An 18255-nucleotide genomic window follows, 5' to 3' on the forward strand; every position below is an offset into this window, starting at 1 on the left:
ACTTATTCTAATATAGAAAAGCATTTTGTACAAGATATTTTTTGTGAATAAACGGCGATTTTTTGTACTTTTTAAAGAACAAGTATGCAGATTTTACAAAGAACCCGGCTGCTGGTTCCGGCGGTCCTTGATTCCCTTTAAAATGGCCTGTTTTTTCAGGAGAAGCGTTGGCCTGTCCATAGGAGGGATATCCTCCAGACGGTAAGGAATGCCCAGCTTTTCGTACTTTGCTTTGCCCATGGTATGATAGGGAAGCACATCAAGGGCTTTCAGGTTGCTCAAGCCTCCGATAAACCAGCCGAGCCTGTACAGATAGGTTTCATCGTCGGTGATGGAGGGAACTACCACATGCCGGATCCAGACCGGTATCTTTTTCTTATCCAGATACCAGGCGAAACGCAGGATATTGTCATTGGGGCAGCCGGTGAGATCCTTGTGGCATTTGGGATCGATATGCTTGATATCCAGCATCACCAGATCCGTCATGGTCATGAGGGTATTCAGCTTGTCTGTCCATTCTTTGTTGGAAGGCGTGAAGGGGATGCCTGAGGTATCAATACAGGTATGGATATTTTCCTTTTTGGCAAGGGTAAACAGCTCAATCAAAAAATCCAGCTGAAGCAGAGGCTCTCCGCCGGTAACGGTAATCCCTCCGTCTTTATAAAAGCTTTTATTGCGTTCGTAACGCTCCATAATCCTGGCGGGGGAAACAGGAGTCCCTGCGTTTATTTCCCAGGTATCCGGGTTATGGCAGTAGGCACAGCGCATCGGACAGCCCTGCAAGAATACGACAAAACGGACTCCCGGCCCGTCAACGGTGCCGAAGCTTTCAATGGAATGTATGCGTCCCTGTATGTTGGTTGGTGTGCTTGTCTGCATAATCGCTAAGCCCTCCTTTTCTTTGTATGTGAAACCGGATCATTCAGAATAAAGCTTCCTAACCATTCGCAGAATGGTGCATGTACGAAACAGCTATAAAGCTTCGACGATATCGGTTTTCTGTAATTTCAGTCCCCTGAATGAGGCATACCGGATAAACCAGTTTTCTATTTCCTGCCTCCCGGCGGCGCAGAAAGGGGTCCATAAGACTGCTTCTGCCTGTAAGGTTGAGGAGACCTTACGGGTTTTCCACATGCCGGCGATCTGTCCGTTTATCAGGATGGCTCCCGGATTTCCTGTTATCTTCCATATTTCCTTCTGCCGTGTGCTGTCCGGCAGGAGAAGCGTCCTGTCCCTGGCATCCAGATAAGGGTCATGCGGGGGCAAAAGGCGGATCGCTTCGGGGGAATCCGGCGCAGGAAGGGTTCCGGCTGCATGTGTCAGCGTTTCCCTGTCCTGTTCCAGGAGATAGGAATTGCCGCAGGGGGTTTTTACCGGGATCACAAGATCGAAAACGGTTTGCCACATGCGCCGGGCCTGACGCAGGGAACAGCCGAGGGTATCCGCAAACATCTGCGGGGTGGCCGGGCCGTAACAATGAAGATACCGCTTCACCAGAGCCGGTATGCTATCTTCCGGGGAGGAGGGAGGAACGGGCTGGTCTTTATACCAGTTATGCAGGGAAGTGAAGGTGGGGGAGGTTTTCTGCTTTCTTCCGAAAACCACCAGCTGCTTCAGCGCACATGGACGCAGAAGAAAAGAAACAGCGGCTTCTCCCATCGTCTGGTTGGCCCCATAAATGGAAGGGGAGTACCAGCGTTCTCTCCTGTCGGGAGAGAGTAAGGGTGCCACCTGTTCTGCCAGCGCGTGATCCAGTGCGGCTTTTCCTGTTATGACGGTATCCTCCAGAAGAAGGGCAGCCTGCTCCACCAAAGGAAGAAGTTCTTCCTGGGACATTTCCAGGTGATCCAGGGCGCCCGAAATACCTCTTGTATAAATCCACTCATCCCCTGCTTCCGGAAGCAGGGCGGTGAGAAAGATTTCCCGTTCCGACGCAGGAAAAATACAGGGGGCGCCGCGCAGGCTCCAGGCCTGGATAAGGGTTTTCCCAAGACAGAGCGCATCCTCTATATGCGGCAGGGGAAGAGACGGCATCCTGGTATGAAGGGCGGTTTCCCATACGCCCGGCGGGGTATTCTGCATGACCCAGCCGCCGAAGGCTTCCTCGATTCCGGATGGGGGAAACGCTGCGGAAAGCGACATATTCTGCAGACGGAAGGCAAGGATTTGTTCGTTATCGAATTCCACGGACGGGGAGCATGGTTTGGATCGTTCGCTTTTTGTCATACCAATTGCCTTTCTTTTTGAGTTTCTGACCGGCTGCTATTTATATTATAACACAAAAGGCCCCGCAGGAAACCGGGTGGGAAGGTTTTCCTTGCAGGGCCAGCCTGACGGAATCATTTTTTATAAAGCTTCGTGGAAGGTACGGGATATAACATCCGCCTGCTGTTCCGGGGTCAGCTTGATGAAATTAACCGCGTAGCCGGATACCCGGATGGTCAGCTGCGGATATTTTTCGGGATGCTTCTGGGCATCCAGAAGGGTTTCACGGTTTAATACGTTTACATTAAGATGATGGCCGCCTTTTTCCGCGTAGCCGTCAAGTAAAGATACAAGGTTGTCGATCTGGGCACTGTTTGCTTCCATAATATTCTTTCCTTTCTCAATAAAACCGGATGGTTAAAGGGTTTCTTCTTCGTTTCTGTCAAGACCCTCATGGAGGGTGGGAATGCTGCAGGCCAGCGGTGCGGCCGAACAGTCCGGACAGCCGGTCTGTATCTCTTTGCTGTCCGGCAGGGCTTCGTCAACAGCCACATTGATATGGCCTACGCCTTTTGCCGCACCGGCGTCCAGCATACGGACCAAGTCATCTATCATAGCTTTCTGATCCATAAAACGCTCCTTTTATTCCCGCGGGCAGCGAACCAAACGGATACACCTGTGAACCCGTTTGGCGTCTGCCGCAGGGCATTTGCTTATAAATCCAGATCGATTTCGATGTCGCCTGCAAACACCTCGTCTTCTTTGCCAAGAGCGCCCGGGATGATGGTAAAGGTATTGGATATCCCGTCCTGTGCATCCTTAAAGGGAAGCTTGGATACGGAAGCCATAGAAGCCACGGCTCCATGGGTATCCCTTCCGTGCATGGGGTTCGCTCCGGGGGCAAAGGGTTCTCCTGCCTTACGTCCGTCAGGAGTGGCGCCGGTGGCTTTGCCGTATACCACGTTTGAGGTGATGGTGAGTACGGAGGTGGTGGGGAAACCGTCCCTGTAGGTATGGTGCCTTCTGACCATAGTCATGAAATGGGAAACCAGCTCCCTGGCAATGGCGTCCACTCGGTCGTCATCATTTCCGTATTTGGGGAAATCCCCTGTTGTTTTGAAGTCCACTATAATGCCGGATTCGTCCCGGATGGGTTCCACTTTGGCGTATTTGATAGCGGACAGGGAATCGGCCACTACGGAAAGGCCGGCAATGCCGGTTGCGAAATACCGGCGGACATCCCTGTCATGAAGGGACATCTGCGCCCTTTCATAACAGTATTTATCATGCATATAGTGGATGACATTCAGGGTGTTCACATAAACGCCTGCCAGCCATTCCATCATATCGGTAAAGGCTTCCATAACCTTGTCGTATTCCAGCACATCGCCTTCGTACTTACGGTATTTGGGACCGATCTGCTTCCTGGTCTTTTCATCAATACCGCCGTTCAACGCATAAAGCAGACATTTTGCCAGGTTGGCGCGTGCGCCGAAAAACTGCATTTCCTTACCGATTCTCATGGAGGATACACAGCATGCGATACCGTAATCATCGCCGTGGGTTACACGCATCAAATCATCATTTTCATACTGGATGGAAGAAGTCTGGATGGACATCTTCGCGCAGTAACGTTTGAAATTAAGCGGCAGCCTGGTTGACCAGAGCACGGTCAGGTTAGGCTCGGGAGAAGGTCCGAGGTTACTCAGGGTATTCAGGTACCGGAAGGACATTTTCGTTGCCATATGGCGTCCGTCCACACCTACGCCCGCCAGGGATTCGGTAATCCAGACAGGGTCGCCGGAAAAGAGATCGTTATATTCCGGCGTACGGGCAAATTTGATAATACGCAGCTTCATGATGAAATGATCCACGAATTCCTGAATCTGTTCTTCCGTAAAGGTCCCCAGCGCCAGATCCCGTTCCGCGTAGACATCCAGGAAAGTGGAGGTGCGGCCGAGTGACATGGCGGCTCCGTTCTGTTCCTTTACTGCGGAAAGATATCCGAAGTACGTGGCCTGGATGGCTTCCTGCACGTTGGCGGCAGGCCTGGAAATATCGCAGCCGTAAGAAGCAGCCATTTGCTTCATCATTTTCAGGGCGGCGATCTGCTCGGATATCTCTTCCCTGAGACGGATGACATCATCGGTCATCACACTGCCGGTGGAATCCTTCTGTGCCAGCTTGTCCTCAATGAGACGATCAATTCCGTACAGGGCGATCCTTCTGTAATCACCGATGATTCTTCCGCGTCCGTAAGCGTCCGGAAGGCCGGTGATGATATGGGCGCTCCGGCACGCGCGCATTTCTGCGGTGTAAGCATCGAAAACACCTGCATTATGGGTTTTCCTGTGGGTGGAGAAGAATTCCTCCACGTCCGGGTCAAGAGTGTAGCCGTTATCCGCACATGCCTTCTGCGCCATGCGGATTCCGCCGTAAGGCTGCAGGGAACGCTTGAAGGGCGCGTCCGTCTGAACGCCTACGATAGTTTCTTTGGATTTATCAAGATATCCGGGACCATGGGACGTAATGGTGGAAATGACCTTGGTATCCATATCCAGGACACCGCCGGCTTCTCTTTCTTTGCGGCTCAAATCCAGTACCTGCTCCCAAAGATCCAGAGTATTCTGGGTAGGGCCTGCGAGAAAAGCTTCATCCCCGTCATAAGGGTGGTAATTGTTCTGGATGAAATCACGCACGTTGATTTCATGTTCCCAATCGCCGCCAATAAAACCATTCCATTCTGTTCTCAAGATTTTCCTCCTTTTCGCTGCCGGGGCAGCATCAGCTGTAGATAATCAACCGGTTATGCGGCTATGCCGCATCCGGTGTAAAACGGCGGATAAGACCTCTCTCTGGTGTCACCCGCACCTGTATTATATGTTTCCTTAAGGGCTTCGTCAAGGCGCGTACTGTTCTTTTTCCCAAACAAAGGGCTGTTTTATGCTTTTTTAATAAAATTCGATCAATAAGGGACAGCGGTGAGGTTCCCTCCCGGCCTGCCGCCCTCCCTGCTGTCCTCCTTCCGGGAGATGGATGCCTTACAGATTCTGCTATGCCGGACATTCCGATGAGCCCAAAGCATCTGACGTATCGGGTGAGGCCGCCACTTCAGATTGGTCTCATCTCCATGGCATAGAAGGAATCTTCCAGGCATCCATCTCCCGGAAGGAGGACAGCAGGGAGGGCGGCAGGCCGGGAGGGAACTTCAGTGTAGTATTTCAGCCAGGGAAAATTGTATGTAAAGAAAAAACGCATATCTTGCGCATTTTTGGGAAAAGTATTATACTAAGAGAAATCGGCGGGCAGGTGCCGCTGATAGTTTCAAAGGAAAAGGAGGATGGCTAAATGGCTGAAATTACGAAGGAAATGACAATTGGTGAAATCTTAAGAACCAATCCGGATGTTGCACCTATCCTGATGGAAGCGGGCATGCATTGTCTGGGATGCCCTTCCGCCCAGGGAGAGAGCCTGGAAGAAGCGGCTATGGTTCATGGTATGGATATTAATGATTTGATGAGCAAGATTGCAGCATTATAATGGAATAATCCTGACTGTCCTTCGGGTTTGTGTATTTCAGGTACAGACCGTCAGAAAGGGATTAGAGAGTGCAAAAATAAGGCACGTGCAGAAATGTACGTGCCTCATTTTCGGTCAAGCATGATTAAATTTTGCTTAAGCTCTGTAGGGCGTGTTCGCTGATAATCAGTTCGTAGTGTTCTTCAAAATAAGCTTCCCCTGCGGGAACGGATTTTTCCTGGCGTCCGTATTCGGACAGGCAGTTGCAGAGCTTGTTGAATTCTTCAGGCGTATGGGAGGAGCTGGTGACGATAAGGAAATACCGCCCTGTTCCTGCGTCCTTGTACAGGGAATTCACACCGTGGTAAAAGCCGTTCAGGATATGGGCCAGCCGTGTCATATGATTCAGGGAATCAAAGGAATAAATCCTTGTCAGATTCAGGGATGACTCAGCCGTCGACAAATTGTCTGCGGCCCCTTCTTTACCGGAGGTATCTTCTGCTGCTTCGGCATCCGGATAGGAAGCCTTCTGTCCGTTCTGTGATCCGTTTATGCGTCCTTCGTGGATGCGCTTAAACAGGTCAAGCACATCGTCGGCCCCCTCATTCAAATCCTGGATCATGTCGTCCAGGCTGTCATCATCGTGGACACTGGGGGCGAATTTGGAAAAACGGGTATCCAGTTCTTCCGGATCCTCCACCTTGGTGATGATGAGTACAATACAATCGGAGTTCAAAGGAATAGCTTCTATCATAAGCGGAATATCTTCTGCCTCAAAACCGAATTTCAGAGATGCCTGCTGCATCATGTCGCGGAAAAGGCTTTTTGCTTTTTCCGTACCGTAGGCAAGCTCGCTGATTTTTAGTTCACGATCTGCCAGGTCTGCTTTTGTAAGTGTACAACGAATCTGATGATCATTTACTTTTTCAATTTTCATGTTCTCACATCCTTAATATAAAGATATTGAAATTGTTGTCTTGTGTGACTGAAAATGCCTGTAAAATGAACATATCTGTATAGTATCTGCGATTATCAAATATATTATACTTATGGAAGAAATAAGTCAAGCATCCTGTGAAACTGTTTAAACTTTTTTAAGATTTCGGCTTGCTATTTTTCCATTTATGGGATATAATTCCATTTAGAGATGCTTCTGGACAATCAGTGTCAGAAGGAGGGCGGTTTTTCAGCCGGGATGAGATGTTGTTTTATCTCATTTATTATGATTCTATTATATCATATTTTAAGCAAATAACATAGTTGCACCAGATCTTACCTGCGTGCGCTATATCTTCTCCTCATATATATAGTATGAGGATGTCTTACAGGCTTATGTGCTTGTCGGGATAAAAACCATTTCCAAAATTTCCGTTAAATTTAGTTTAATTCGCAAAATTCAAATCAGTAAGTGTTTTTTTATCTTATTCCGCGCTACATGTCCTGGAGCATCTTGTTTTATCTGTTTAAATGTCGTCATTGCCGTAACAGTCATACGGAAGAATATCCAAAATTATATATCACGTTCCTTTTGGGAAACGCAGTGTCTGCGAAGGATGTTCTTTGCGTATAGAAAATACGGAGGATGTCAGACATGTATAAAGAAGAAGACGAGATTAAGCTGGAGAAGCATCTGAGGGAAATTCACAGCAAGGGGGTTACCCTGTACCTGGAGGACAGGCCCGCTTCCCCGGAGGAAATCGCCCAAAAATTCTTCGTCAGTGAAGATACCGTTTACATGCCCGATTTTGTCACCGATACGGAAGGCAAACTGAGGGAGGTACGGTACGATAAGGTAAAATACCGCTGAAAGCTCTTATTACCTAACAGTATAATTGTTTCCTATCTGAATAACAAGAGAAATTATAATAAAACCACGGATGCCGTCATACGCACACAAAGCGGTCCCCCGTACCGCCGCTGCGGAAGGCGGAGAAGTCAATTTCTGTCGATTTATGTAAAAATAGGTAATGACGATGTTTAAATAGTCTGTTATAATAAGGACGGTCAGGAGGAATACGGAACATGAAAAAAAAGCTTCCGGTAATAATCGCTGTCGTCCTTATTATTGTGATTGTTGCCATTACTGCCGGGATGAAGATCCTGGAACGGTTCTCCTACTCCAAAGAGAGGATGGACGCCAATGCCTATTACGGACTGGAAACGGGGGAGGAAGTGGCCCTCGTATTAAATAATGAAATAAAAGAAGAAAAAGGAAGATTATCGGAGGGCAGATGTTATCTGCCCCTGGATACGGTGCACGCCTATCTGAATGACCGGTTTTATGCCGATTATAACGAGGGGCTGCTCTTATATACCACACCGGATACCATCATACGGGCGGAGGCCGGAGCTAACGGAGAGGAAGGCTATATTCCCGCTTTCCTGGATGGCGGCACCATGTATGTGGCTCTGGATTATGTGAAGAAATATACCAATTTTTCCTTTACCCTGTATCAGGAGCCGAACCGGGCCGTGCTCACCACCAGCTGGAGTGAACATCAGGCGGCGGATATCGGGAAGGATACCGCAGTCCGTTATCAGGGCGGGGTGAAGAGTGATATCCTGACGGACTTATCGGCAGGGGATAAGGTCGTTATCCTGGAAGAAATGGAAAACTGGAGCAAGGTGGCAACTGCCGACGGCTATCTTGGCTATGTCGAGAATAAACGTCTGGAGAACCGGCGCAGTGAGACGCTGATACCGGTAACGGATTATCAGGAACCGGAATACACCAGCATCCGCAGGGATTATAAAATCAATCTGGGATGGCATCAGGTTACCAGCGAATCGGCTAATTCCACATTGGAATCGGTGCTTGACGGCATTTCCGGCATGAATGTGATATCGCCCACCTGGTTTTTCCTGAGTGATGATGATGGGAATTTTGTGAGCATCGGAAGCACGGATTACGTGAATACGGCACACAGCAGAGGGCTTGAGGTGTGGGCGCTTCTGGATAATTTCACCTATGATGTGAACACGAAGGAAATCCTGTCTTATACGAGCAAGAGGGCGAAGCTGATTGAAGGGCTGGTGAATGAGGCCCTTGCCCTGGGAGTGGATGGGATTAATGTGGATTTGGAGCAGGTGAGCAGCGATGCGGGAGAGGATTATGTGGAGTTCTTACGAGAGCTGTCTATAGCCTGCAGGGCCAATAATCTGGTACTTTCCGTGGACAACTATGTGCCTAAGAATTATAACGCCCACTACAACTGGAAGGAACAGGGGGTTGTGGCGGATTATGTAATTATCATGGGTTATGATGAGCATTACGGCGGTTCCCAGGAGCCGGGCAGTGTGGCTTCCATCGGTTATGTGGAAGAAGGCATCAGCACTATGGTGCAGTCCGTGCCTTCGGAAAAAGTGATCAATGCCGTTCCTTTCTATACACGGATATGGGAAACGGTGGGCGGAGAGGTAAAGAGCCAGGCCGTGGGTATGAGCGCTGTGCAGAATTTCCTTTCCGAAAGGAATATAGAAGCGGTCTGGGATGAGACTACCTGTCAGAATTATGGAGAGGTGCAGGACGGCGACTCCTTCTATCAGGTATGGATTGAGGATGCCCGTTCTCTGGAAGTGAAGATGAATATCATGAAAAACTATAATCTGGGTGGTGTGGCAGCATGGAAGCTGGGATATGAAAAAGGGCATCCCGAGGTATGGGAGGTTTTATCCGGCTTTACCAATGGCTGAGAATTCCCGTAGAAACTGAACAGTTACAAGAAAATGTTTTGCCTGCGGGTATCCCGGGCAAGGCATTTTTTTTTACGCCGGGACATAGAATGGAATAAGCAAAAGTCGGGAGGTTCCTATGAGGCAGGAACTTAAAGAACAGCTTCTTAAGGGCGTGGTGACGATTGTTCTGTTCACGTCCGTTTTTTTTGCGGCCAGGCAGGCGGCTGTTCTGGTTAACGAGGGGACAGCGCAGAAGGAGGAGCGTTTTTGCGTGGTCATAGATGCGGGGCATGGAGGGGATGATCCGGGGAAAATTGGAATTAACGGAGCCCTGGAGAAGGAAGTGAACCTGCAGATCGCGGAGAAACTGAAAAGTTTTTTGGAGGCGTCGGATGTAAAAGTGGTAATGACCCGGGAAAGCGACGGGGGACTGTACGATGAAAACGCTTCTAATAAAAAGGTACAGGATATGAAACGCCGTATCCAGATTATCGAAGAAGCCCAGCCCCAGCTCGCTGTAAGCATTCACCAGAACAGCTACGGGGAGGAATACGTGGACGGGGCACAGGTTTTCTATTTCAATAGCAGCGTTATGAGCAAGGAACTGGCAGAAAAGATACAAAACCGGATGATTCAATATCTGGATCCGGAGAACCACCGCCAGGCTAAGGCGAATGACAGCTATTATCTGCTGAAAAAAACGGGTAAGCCTATTGTTATCGTGGAATGCGGTTTCCTTTCCAACAGTGCGGAGGCGGAAAAGCTCTGCAATGACTATTATCAGGAGAAGGTTGCCTGGAATATCCATATGGCAATTATGGAGTATTTGAATACCAGGTGATCCGCCGCCCCGGGCGGTACCCCTTAATTTACCAGAGTAAATGATAAGATTCCTGATAGGCTTGGAAAATGAGATATGCTATGCTGAAATTGGGTGATTCTACACAAAGGAGGTATGCATATTGAAAAAGCGGTCCGGTCTGATGGGGAAAATAGCGGGGAGCCTGTTCGTTACCAGTCTGATTATCATGTTTTTGGGGATAGCGCTTCTTTATACCCGGTTCAGGACGGAAGCGGTCCGAATGAACCGGCTGCTTCAGGAGTCTAACCTGGAGGTTGCAGGGAAGAATATAGCGGAAAAAATGGATGCGGCGGAATATACGGCGATTTCTTTATTCTTTGATAAAAATATGCGCAAAACGCTGTTGAGCAAACATGCGGTAGAGGATCCGGTGGAACTGCATAACCAGGTTTACGGGAATTTCCTCAGGATTCTGAATACCGCTTCTTCCATCAGCCAGATTACTTTGTACCGGAAGGATGGTTTTTCCGTTTCGGCGGGCCTTGAAAATAATTTCGGGCATTCGGATTATAGCAGCTGTATGGAGGAAATAGAGGAATATGACAAAGGGTTTTCGGAGGAAAGCAGCTATGGGTTATGGATTCCGGTAACGATAGCGCTGCAGAACGGCATTCGGGAACCCTATTTTATGAATGTGCGGATATTGCGGGATGTGAGCTCCAATGAACCGGTGGGGATGCTTGTATTCTATGTGAAAGAGAAGGTTTTGAGAAATATGTATTCTTTTTTCGGAGAGGAAAGTTTCCTGACGGATGCGGACGGCACCGTAATTTCAGCAGGGAACCTCTCTGAAATAGGGAAAAAGGTCGCCCTGGGGCAGGAGGAAGCAGGCACGGTTTTCTATGTCCCGGTGGGGGACAAGGGATGGTACCTGGCGGCGGTCCCTGAAAACACTATTCTGAAAACCACGCAGGATACGGTGTTTTTTACCATGCTTGCTGCCGCAGGGATCTGCACCCTGCTGTCCATGGCCGCCGCCTGTTTCATTTCCAGGGGATTAACCCGCAACATTAAGCACCTGAAGGATATCATGGAACAGACGGGAGCCGGTAACCTGCAGCTGCGGTATCAGGGAAGAAGCAGGGATGAAGTGGATTACCTGGGAAGAACCTATAATAAAATGCTGGATGATATCAGAGGGTATATAGAGGAGGACAAGAAAAAACAGAAGCAGCTCCGGTTCGGGGAGATGAAGTTCCTCCAGGCACAGATCAATCCTCATCTGCTGTATAACACACTGGATGTGGCTATTTTCTATATGGAAAAGAGCAATATGGATATGGCGCTTACGATACTGCGTTCCATGAGCGGGTTCTTTAAGCTGTCTTTAGGAAAAGGAGACACCTTTCATACCATACGCACCGAACTGGAACACATCCGCTATTATATGCAGCTGCAGATGCTGTGCAGAGGGAAGAAAATCGATCTGCTAACGGAAATCCCGGAAGCCTTTCTTTCCGTAAAAGTACCCCGCATTACCCTGCAGCCGATTGTGGAAAATGCGTATCTGCACGCTTTTTCCGGAAATATCAACGATGGGTGGATACGGATTGCCATAGACCGGACGGGGAAGGAAGAAGAGGCCGTTATCCGCATCGTGGTTACGGATAACGGCATGGGGATGGAACAGGAAAAAATGCTTCGGATCGGGGAGGCAGTGCGGGAAGAAAAATGCCAGGGGAACAGCTTTGGACTCTGGAATGTATACAGAAGGCTGAAGCTGTACTACGGGCCAAGGTGCACAATGTGCCTGGAAAGCGAATTTGGCGAGTATACCAAGGTGGTTTTGACGATACCGGAGGAGATGGCGGAGCATGTACAGACTGATGATAATTGACGATGACACGGCAATACGGGAGCATATCAAGGAAATCATTCCCTGGGAAAGGATGGGGCTTGAGCTGGCGGCTGAGGCCTCGGAGGGGGAGGAAGCTATGGCTCTGTTCATGCAGTACGATCCCCATATCGTGCTGACGGACATTAATATCCCGTTAATCGACGGAATGGAGCTGGCCCGCCGGTTTGCGGAAAAGGAAACGGATATCCAGATTGTGCTGATAACGGGTTTCGGGACTTTGGAATATGCAAGGGAAGCCATTAAAACCGGAACGGTGGATTTCCTTTTGAAGCCGCTGGATCCGGAAGAACTTATCGCGGCGCTGCAAAAGGCGGTATCCAATATACAGAAAAAGACGGAGGAGCTGGCAAAATTCCAGCGCATGGAGGATATCCTTCAGGAGAACCTGCCCCTCCTCCAGGACAGGTATATGCTGCAAGTGCTGGAAGGGGTGGAGGAAACAGAAGAAGAACTGAAGCGCCATCTGGACAAGCTGAATCTGGAAAGAACGGGTAATTATTTTCAGGCGGCGGCTCTGGTACCCGATTTCGGACGTATGAAAATTGTTGATAAGGAAGTTTTCCAGTTCGCCCTGCAAAATATGATTTCGGAAATCGGAAACGAGTACCGGCTGATATGCCGGGTGCTCTGGAAAGATTATTCCCAGGGGCTTGTCTGTATCCAGATGAAGGAGCCGGATAAAGAAGCGGCGGAGAAAATGTTGATGCGGGTCAGGGACAAGCTTCAGACTTATTCCCATTATGATTTCCAGGCCGGGGTGGGCCGCCTGGTGGACCGGATGAAGGAACTGCCTGCCAGCTGCGAAGGGGCACGGCAGGCTCTGGATTACAGCAGCATCTACAGCAGGAATCATGTGACGATGATCGAGAATGTACTGGTTTTGGAGGAACGGGAACCCATCCGCCTGGAAAAAGAGGCCGGGGAGGTCATCCGGCTCTCCGGTTCGGCCGGTATCCTGGATACCAGACAGGCGGTGGGAACCTATATGAACCGGCTTCTGCTTGCTTCAAAGGGGTCTTTTTCCTGTATCCAGAAGGAGTGTATCAGGCTGTTATCGGATATCCTCACCTCGTGCCGGGAAATCCGCTGGGATATGGAAGGCTGCTTTAAGGAGGATCCCTATTTCTCCTTGCTGCAGTGCCGGGAGCCTCTGGAGCTGCAGGGCGTCCTGCTGGAAGTATGCGGACAGATAAAGGCGTATAAGCAGCAGAAAAGCGAGAAAAAAGGGAAACGTGTCATAGAAAAGGCAAAATGGTATATCCGGGAGCATTACCGGGAGGAACAGCTGAATTTATCCCAGGTGAGTGAGTCTATCGGCCTGTCCGCCGTCTATTTCTGCAGCCTTTTCAAGGAGGAAACGGGATTCACCTTTGTGGAATATCTGAATCTGGTCAGAATAGAGCAGGCCAAAACGCTTCTGCGGGACAGTAATATGAAAATTTACCAGATAGCGCTGGAGGTCGGTTACAGCAATCCCTCTTATTTTTATGAGGTATTTAAGAAGCTAACCGGAAAACGGCCCAGGGAATATGCGGAAAATCCGGAATCTTAAGAAAACGTGAGGGATCTTAAGGCGGAAATCCGGAGGATTTCCAAACAGGCCTGATTTTATTGCGTAAAGGTACCGGTTATAATATAGCTATCCTGCAGGACATGAACTGTTTACAGAAGAAATCAATGTCCGCCGATGCGGACGGAGAGGGGGTTCCATGAAAAAGAAAGGCAGAAGAATACTTGCTGTATTGCTTGCGGGCATGATGCTGGCCGCATGTCAGGAAAAGGCGGAGGTGCCGGAAACGAAGGATACGGCAGCCGTTTCCGCAGAAACCGTTGAGACGGCAAAGACACCGGATCAGGAGGCATCTGTCCGGGAAACGGCAGCGGATACGCCGCAGGCTGATTTGGAGGGAACGGAGATTACCTTCTGGTACATGCCGCTGTACGAAGGCTTTGATGAAAAAATGAGCCGGGATTTGGCGCAGGAGGTAAAGGACAAGTATGGGATTATTTTGAATACAGAGGTATTGACATGGGATGCGGGACCGGAAAAGGTGACGGTAGCAATGGCAACCGGAGCAACGCCGGATCTGTATCTGGATACCTATTCCCGGATTGCGCCGGCAATCGGAGGCGGTCTGACGGCAGATATCACGGATACCGCGGAAGCGCTCAGACCGCTTTTATATGAAGGCGTCCTGGATACCGGGAAGCTGGACGCAGTCCAGGGCTATATTCCCATCAACCTGTCTCAGGGCTATAACATCACCGTGAATGTGTCGCTCGCAAAGGAGCTGGGTATTTATGACCTGCTTCCGGAGGATAAAATACACTGGTCTTATGAGGAATTCCTGGAGTTCTGCAGGGCGGCAAGGGAAAAAGGAGAGGATCAGAATATCTATGCGACCCAGCTTTTTGCAGGAAGCAAGTCCTCCGATGCGGTATATTATTCCTTCCTGATGAGCGGGGGGAGCGATATCCTGAATGAAGAGCATACGCTTGTTGCGGTGGATGAGACAAAAGCCGCCGCAACGCTGGGACTGTTCCGGACACTCATAGACGAGGAGCTGGTGCCTGCGGGCGCTGCCACTACCGTGGATAACGATATCCGCCCCAACTGGTACAGCCAGAAGCTTGCCTGTATGTTCGTCAGTACGGGGACCGGTGAAGCGGTGAATGTGAAAAAACAAATTGACAGCGGTGATATCCAGGCCTTTGACGTGGATATTTATGAAATCCCCACACCGGACGGAAAGGCGGATCCCCATGTGATGAGCTGGGGCAGCACAGGTTTTACCGTATTTAAAAACAGCGGGGACGAAGCAAAAACAGAAGCGGCCCGCAAGGTGATCCAGACCTTCCTGGAAAACCAGGAATACAGCCAGGAGGTGTGTGTACAGACCGGAAATTCCACCGTATTAAAGGATTTGGACGTGGATTACGGGGATGAAACACTGAATGAGCAGACAAAAAGGGCTGCCGCCAGCACAGCGGCATATGCGGATTCTTCCATAGGGGTGCTGGAGCCTTGGTGGTCTGATTTCAGAGAGACCTTTTATGTCCAGCTCCAGTCCTACTTTACCGGGGATAAGAGTGCGGAAACGATGCTCGGCGACTGGAAAACCTCAGGAGACGAAGTAATAACAAAAGCGCTGCAGCAATGAGCAAAAGGGGAAGTGCCCCAGGGTGCTTCCCCTTTCTGCACCCACAGGAAGGGAGCCTGCATCGCAGCCGAATGGGAAAGGAGTCCCGCATGAAACAATTTCGTAAAGAAAAATGGGGCTATTTGTTTCTTCTGCCCTGGTTTTGTTTTTTTCTTGTATTTACGGTATACCCGTTTTTGTATGGCTTTAAGGTATCGTTTTATGATTATACCATAAGCCGTTCCGTATTCTGCGGATGGGATAATTACAGACAGGCCTTTGGGAGCGAGGCATTCCGGCGCAGCGTATTGGCGACATTTGGCTATGCGGCCATAATTCTGCCGGTTACCGTGGTGGTTTCCCTCTGGATATCCAAAGTGTTGAGCACACGCGGAAAAAAGATGAATGCCTTCGCCAAAGCTGTTTTCTATCTTCCCTCCGTCACCAATCAGGTGGCGCTGGTCATTGTCTGGAATTTTCTTTTTTCCCCTACCTTCGGTCTGGTGGCCAGTTTGTTCCGTCTGTTTGGGATGACTCCCGTATCCTGGTTTGACAGTCCGAAAACGGCGATTCCGCTGCTGGCCCTTCTGATATGTACCTATGGGCTGGGGCAGCCGATCATTCTGTATACGGCAGCGATCAACGGCATTCCGGATTGCTATTTTGAAGCGGCCAGAATTGACGGGGCGTCGGAGAATCAGATATTTTTCCGCATTACCCTGAAGCTTCTGCACGGGACCACTACTTATATTTTGATAACGAGTACGATAGGCATGCTGCAGATCTTTGCCGTGCCTTATCTGATGACCAATGGAGGGCCCGGCTTTAAAACCTCCACGCTTCTGATGCTGGTCTACACCAGTGCCTTCCAGAACGGAAGCTTTGGCTATGCTTCTGCGATTGGGGTAATCCTGTTCGGCATTACGGCTGTCATCGCTTTTCTCCAGTTCCGTATGATGAAACAGGATACCGTGGAGTATTAGGAGGAATTATGAAGAAAAAGAAAATAGGAAAATGGATTTCATTCTCTTTACTGCTTCTGCTGATCCTGGTTTTTTTATTTCCCTATTATGTCATGATCACAGGAGCCTTTAAAAGCCAGATGGCCCTGCAGCTCATCCCTCCGGATCTGAATCCCTTTCGTAACCTGACAGGAAAAAACGCCGCCTATGTATGGCAGAAAACGGAAATCCTGCTGTGGCTGGCAAACAGTGCCGCAGTCAGCCTGGGAACCGCAGTTATCACGGTGTTTATAGGGGCAACGGCAGGATATGCTTTTGCGAAAAAAAGATTCCGGGGCCGGGGAGTTATATTTGCCCTGGTAATTGCCACCATGCTTCTGCCAAGGCAGATGCTTTTGATTCCCAATTATCTGGTGGCTATGAAGCTTCATCTGACCAACTCCCGGATAGGGCTGGTTCTGACCACGGTTTCCCCGGCGTTCGGCGTGTTTTTATGCAGACAATTTATGGGAAGCATCCCCACAGAGCTTTTGGAAGCGGCGGAAATAGACGGCTGCGGTGAAATCCGGAGATTTGCGGGCATCGTGCTCCCTATGGCGCTGCCGGCGCTGGGGGCGCTGGGGATATTCTCATTTTTCAGCGCCTGGAATGATTATCTTTGGCAGCTGATTATGATAGCGGACAAAAGCCTTCGGACGACCCCTATCGGGATTGCCCTGTTTTCCCAGGGACAGATAACGAATACGGGGTATCAGCTGATGGCAGCCATGATTGCGACCCTTCCCATGCTGCTTATCTTTTTAAGCTGTCAGAAATTTTTTGTGAAGGGGATTACAATCGGCGGGGTAAAAGGCTGAAAAAACGCTTTCAGCCTCCCTGATGAAAATGTGCGCAAAGGCGCACAAGCGGGAGCAAGGCTGAAAAAACGCTTTCAGCCTCCCTGATGAAAATGTGCGCAAAGGCGCACAAGCGGGAGCAAGGCTGAAAAAACGCTTTCAGCCTCCCTGATGAAAATGTGCGCAAAGGCGCACAAGCGGGAGCAAGGCTGAAAAAACGCTTTCAGCCTCCCTGATGAAAATGTGCGCAAAGGCGCACAGGCGGGAGCAAGAATGAAAAAAGAATGGGATAACAGGAATAAGGTTTTTCAGGGGATTTTTCCGGCCCTTCTCACGCCGGTGACAGAGGAGGGGAGGATCCAAAAGGTCGGGCTTGCGCGTCTTATCGACTGGGAGCTGGAACGGGGAGCGGACGGGTTTTATATAGGAGGCGCGACCGGAGAATGCTACAGCATGGAAACGGAAGCGAGGGAAGAGCTGGCGGAAGCCGCGCTGGAGGCCATGGGAGGAAGAGGACGTGCGATTGTACATATCGGCGCTTATTCTTTGAAAACGGGAATCCGTCTTGCCAGGCAGGCGGAAAAAGCGGGGGCCGACGCGATATCCGCCACACCGCCCCCGATCTACCGCTATGGTATGGATGAGATTGTGGATTATTACAGGCAGCTTTCCGGGGCAGTGGGGATTCCTATGCTTGTATATGCAAACCAGATGTTGGGGGAACAGGATCCTACCGCGCTGATGGAACAGGTTCTGCAGCTGCCCGGGGTAATCGGTTTGAAATTCACGAGGAATAACTATTACGAGCTGTTCCGGCTGTCCGGGCTGCAGGACGGTAATATCAATCTTTTGAACGGCCCGGATGAAACCTTGCTCTGCGGGCTTGTTATGGGGGCGGACGGAGGAATCGGTTCCACCTATAATATCATGCCGGGCATTTATAAAAGGATTTATGAAGCCTTCCGGAAAGGGGAATGGCAGGAGGCAAGACAAGGGCAGTTCAAGGCGGACAGGATACTCGGAATCCTTTTAAAATACGGGCAGATCCGGTCTATGAAATTCCTTTTTAACCGGAAAGGGATCCCGTTGGGAAAAGCGGAACAGCCGGCTGCGGATTTGACCCGAAAGGAGGAACAGGCGCTGCTTCAGGAGCTGGAGGCGGCAGGCTATTTCCGGGAATATCCGGAAATGAAATAGA

At 49.8% G+C, this 18255-nt stretch carries 17 protein-coding genes; 11 read left to right on the forward strand and 6 right to left on the reverse strand.

What is annotated here, in order from left to right; translation table 11 throughout:
- Window positions 1-93: 93 nt before the first annotated feature.
- The 5 genes from pflA to pflB form a co-directional block, all read right to left on the reverse strand.
- Window positions 94-879 carry a pyruvate formate-lyase-activating protein gene (gene pflA / locus DXA36_RS07130; protein ID WP_330424993.1) on the reverse strand — a complete coding sequence of 262 codons (786 nt, stop codon included), beginning with the start codon at window positions 877-879 and terminating at the stop codon, window positions 94-96.
- 93 nt (window positions 880-972) lie between these two features.
- A complete protein-coding gene (locus DXA36_RS07135; protein ID WP_118677770.1) occupies window positions 973-2226 on the reverse strand; it encodes a winged helix DNA-binding domain-containing protein in 1254 nt (417 codons plus the stop codon).
- Window positions 2227-2346: 120 nt separating this feature from the next.
- Entirely contained in the window at window positions 2347-2589 is a 243-nt protein-coding gene (gene grcA3 / locus DXA36_RS07140) for an autonomous glycyl radical cofactor GrcA3 (protein ID WP_044971341.1), read from the reverse strand.
- A gap of 33 nt (window positions 2590-2622) precedes the next feature.
- Entirely contained in the window at window positions 2623-2835 is a 213-nt protein-coding gene (locus tag DXA36_RS07145) for a hypothetical protein (RefSeq protein WP_118677772.1), read from the reverse strand.
- Window positions 2836-2918: 83 nt separating this feature from the next.
- Window positions 2919-4958 (reverse strand): formate C-acetyltransferase, encoded by a 2040-nt coding sequence (gene pflB, locus DXA36_RS07150; protein WP_118677774.1) that lies wholly within the window; start codon window positions 4956-4958, stop codon window positions 2919-2921.
- A 283-nt stretch (window positions 4959-5241) separates the two neighbouring features.
- Between pflB and DXA36_RS07155 the strand changes: the two genes are divergently transcribed.
- Window positions 5242-5553 carry a hypothetical protein gene (locus DXA36_RS07155; protein WP_118677776.1) on the forward strand — a complete coding sequence of 104 codons (312 nt, stop codon included), beginning with the start codon at window positions 5242-5244 and terminating at the stop codon, window positions 5551-5553.
- Window positions 5554-5745, forward strand: coding sequence for a DUF1858 domain-containing protein (locus DXA36_RS07160; protein WP_118677778.1), 192 nt, complete (start codon window positions 5554-5556; stop codon window positions 5743-5745). It begins immediately after the preceding gene.
- Between the two features lie 124 nt (window positions 5746-5869).
- On the opposite strand, the gene DXA36_RS07165 is transcribed toward DXA36_RS07160, so the two are convergent.
- Entirely contained in the window at window positions 5870-6661 is a 792-nt protein-coding gene (locus DXA36_RS07165) for an adaptor protein MecA (RefSeq protein WP_118677780.1), read from the reverse strand.
- A 654-nt stretch (window positions 6662-7315) separates the two neighbouring features.
- Between DXA36_RS07165 and DXA36_RS07170 the strand changes: the two genes are divergently transcribed.
- From DXA36_RS07170 to DXA36_RS07215, 9 genes are all read left to right on the forward strand, one after another.
- The gene (locus DXA36_RS07170) at window positions 7316-7531 is read left to right on the forward strand and encodes a hypothetical protein (protein ID WP_118677782.1); all 216 of its coding nucleotides are present in this window, start codon (window positions 7316-7318) and stop codon (window positions 7529-7531) included.
- Window positions 7532-7746: 215 nt separating this feature from the next.
- On the forward strand, window positions 7747-9417 hold the full coding sequence (locus DXA36_RS07175; RefSeq protein ID WP_118677784.1) for a glycosyl hydrolase family 18 protein: 1671 nt from the start codon (window positions 7747-7749) through the stop codon (window positions 9415-9417).
- A 118-nt stretch (window positions 9418-9535) separates the two neighbouring features.
- Entirely contained in the window at window positions 9536-10240 is a 705-nt protein-coding gene (locus tag DXA36_RS07180; protein WP_118677786.1) for an N-acetylmuramoyl-L-alanine amidase, read from the forward strand.
- A gap of 121 nt (window positions 10241-10361) precedes the next feature.
- Window positions 10362-12098 carry a cache domain-containing sensor histidine kinase gene (locus tag DXA36_RS32690; protein ID WP_147366560.1) on the forward strand — a complete coding sequence of 579 codons (1737 nt, stop codon included), beginning with the start codon at window positions 10362-10364 and terminating at the stop codon, window positions 12096-12098.
- The gene (locus DXA36_RS07195) at window positions 12076-13671 is read left to right on the forward strand and encodes a response regulator (RefSeq protein ID WP_118677788.1); all 1596 of its coding nucleotides are present in this window, start codon (window positions 12076-12078) and stop codon (window positions 13669-13671) included. The genes DXA36_RS32690 and DXA36_RS07195 overlap by 23 nt, the downstream gene beginning before the upstream one ends.
- 157 nt (window positions 13672-13828) lie before the next feature.
- Window positions 13829-15280, forward strand: a complete 1452-nt coding sequence (locus tag DXA36_RS07200; protein WP_118677790.1) for an ABC transporter substrate-binding protein — start codon at window positions 13829-13831, stop codon at window positions 15278-15280.
- Between the two features lie 89 nt (window positions 15281-15369).
- A complete protein-coding gene (locus DXA36_RS07205; RefSeq protein ID WP_182478968.1) occupies window positions 15370-16242 on the forward strand; it encodes a carbohydrate ABC transporter permease in 873 nt (290 codons plus the stop codon).
- An 8-nt stretch (window positions 16243-16250) separates the two neighbouring features.
- A complete protein-coding gene (locus DXA36_RS07210; protein ID WP_118677794.1) occupies window positions 16251-17078 on the forward strand; it encodes a carbohydrate ABC transporter permease in 828 nt (275 codons plus the stop codon).
- Window positions 17079-17330: 252 nt separating this feature from the next.
- The gene (locus tag DXA36_RS07215; protein WP_118677796.1) at window positions 17331-18254 is read left to right on the forward strand and encodes a dihydrodipicolinate synthase family protein; all 924 of its coding nucleotides are present in this window, start codon (window positions 17331-17333) and stop codon (window positions 18252-18254) included.
- Window position 18255: the final 1 nt, after the last annotated feature.

This window comes from Eisenbergiella sp. OF01-20 (assembly GCF_003478085.1).
In the GTDB taxonomy this organism is placed as follows: Bacteria; Bacillota; Clostridia; order Lachnospirales; family Lachnospiraceae; genus Eisenbergiella.

What these genes read in the sequence shown, in the direction of transcription:
- DXA36_RS07175 (WP_118677784.1), top strand. Translation starts at nt 7,747, where the DNA reads ATGAAAAAAAAGCTTCCGGTAATAATCGCTGTCGTCCTTATTATTGTG.
- grcA3 (WP_044971341.1), bottom strand. Translation starts at nt 2,589, where the DNA reads ATGGAAGCAAACAGTGCCCAGATCGACAACCTTGTATCTTTACTTGAC.
- DXA36_RS07160 (WP_118677778.1), top strand. Translation starts at nt 5,554, where the DNA reads ATGGCTGAAATTACGAAGGAAATGACAATTGGTGAAATCTTAAGAACC.
- DXA36_RS07165 (WP_118677780.1), bottom strand. Translation starts at nt 6,661, where the DNA reads ATGAAAATTGAAAAAGTAAATGATCATCAGATTCGTTGTACACTTACA.
- DXA36_RS07205 (WP_182478968.1), top strand. Translation starts at nt 15,370, where the DNA reads ATGAAACAATTTCGTAAAGAAAAATGGGGCTATTTGTTTCTTCTGCCC.
- DXA36_RS07180 (WP_118677786.1), top strand. Translation starts at nt 9,536, where the DNA reads ATGAGGCAGGAACTTAAAGAACAGCTTCTTAAGGGCGTGGTGACGATT.
- DXA36_RS07135 (WP_118677770.1), bottom strand. Translation starts at nt 2,226, where the DNA reads ATGACAAAAAGCGAACGATCCAAACCATGCTCCCCGTCCGTGGAATTC.
- DXA36_RS07210 (WP_118677794.1), top strand. Translation starts at nt 16,251, where the DNA reads ATGAAGAAAAAGAAAATAGGAAAATGGATTTCATTCTCTTTACTGCTT.
- DXA36_RS07155 (WP_118677776.1), top strand. Translation starts at nt 5,242, where the DNA reads ATGCCTTACAGATTCTGCTATGCCGGACATTCCGATGAGCCCAAAGCA.
- DXA36_RS07145 (WP_118677772.1), bottom strand. Translation starts at nt 2,835, where the DNA reads ATGGATCAGAAAGCTATGATAGATGACTTGGTCCGTATGCTGGACGCC.
- pflA (WP_330424993.1), bottom strand. Translation starts at nt 879, where the DNA reads ATGCAGACAAGCACACCAACCAACATACAGGGACGCATACATTCCATT.
- DXA36_RS07170 (WP_118677782.1), top strand. Translation starts at nt 7,316, where the DNA reads ATGTATAAAGAAGAAGACGAGATTAAGCTGGAGAAGCATCTGAGGGAA.
- DXA36_RS07215 (WP_118677796.1), top strand. Translation starts at nt 17,331, where the DNA reads ATGAAAAAAGAATGGGATAACAGGAATAAGGTTTTTCAGGGGATTTTT.
- DXA36_RS07195 (WP_118677788.1), top strand. Translation starts at nt 12,076, where the DNA reads ATGTACAGACTGATGATAATTGACGATGACACGGCAATACGGGAGCAT.
- DXA36_RS07200 (WP_118677790.1), top strand. Translation starts at nt 13,829, where the DNA reads ATGAAAAAGAAAGGCAGAAGAATACTTGCTGTATTGCTTGCGGGCATG.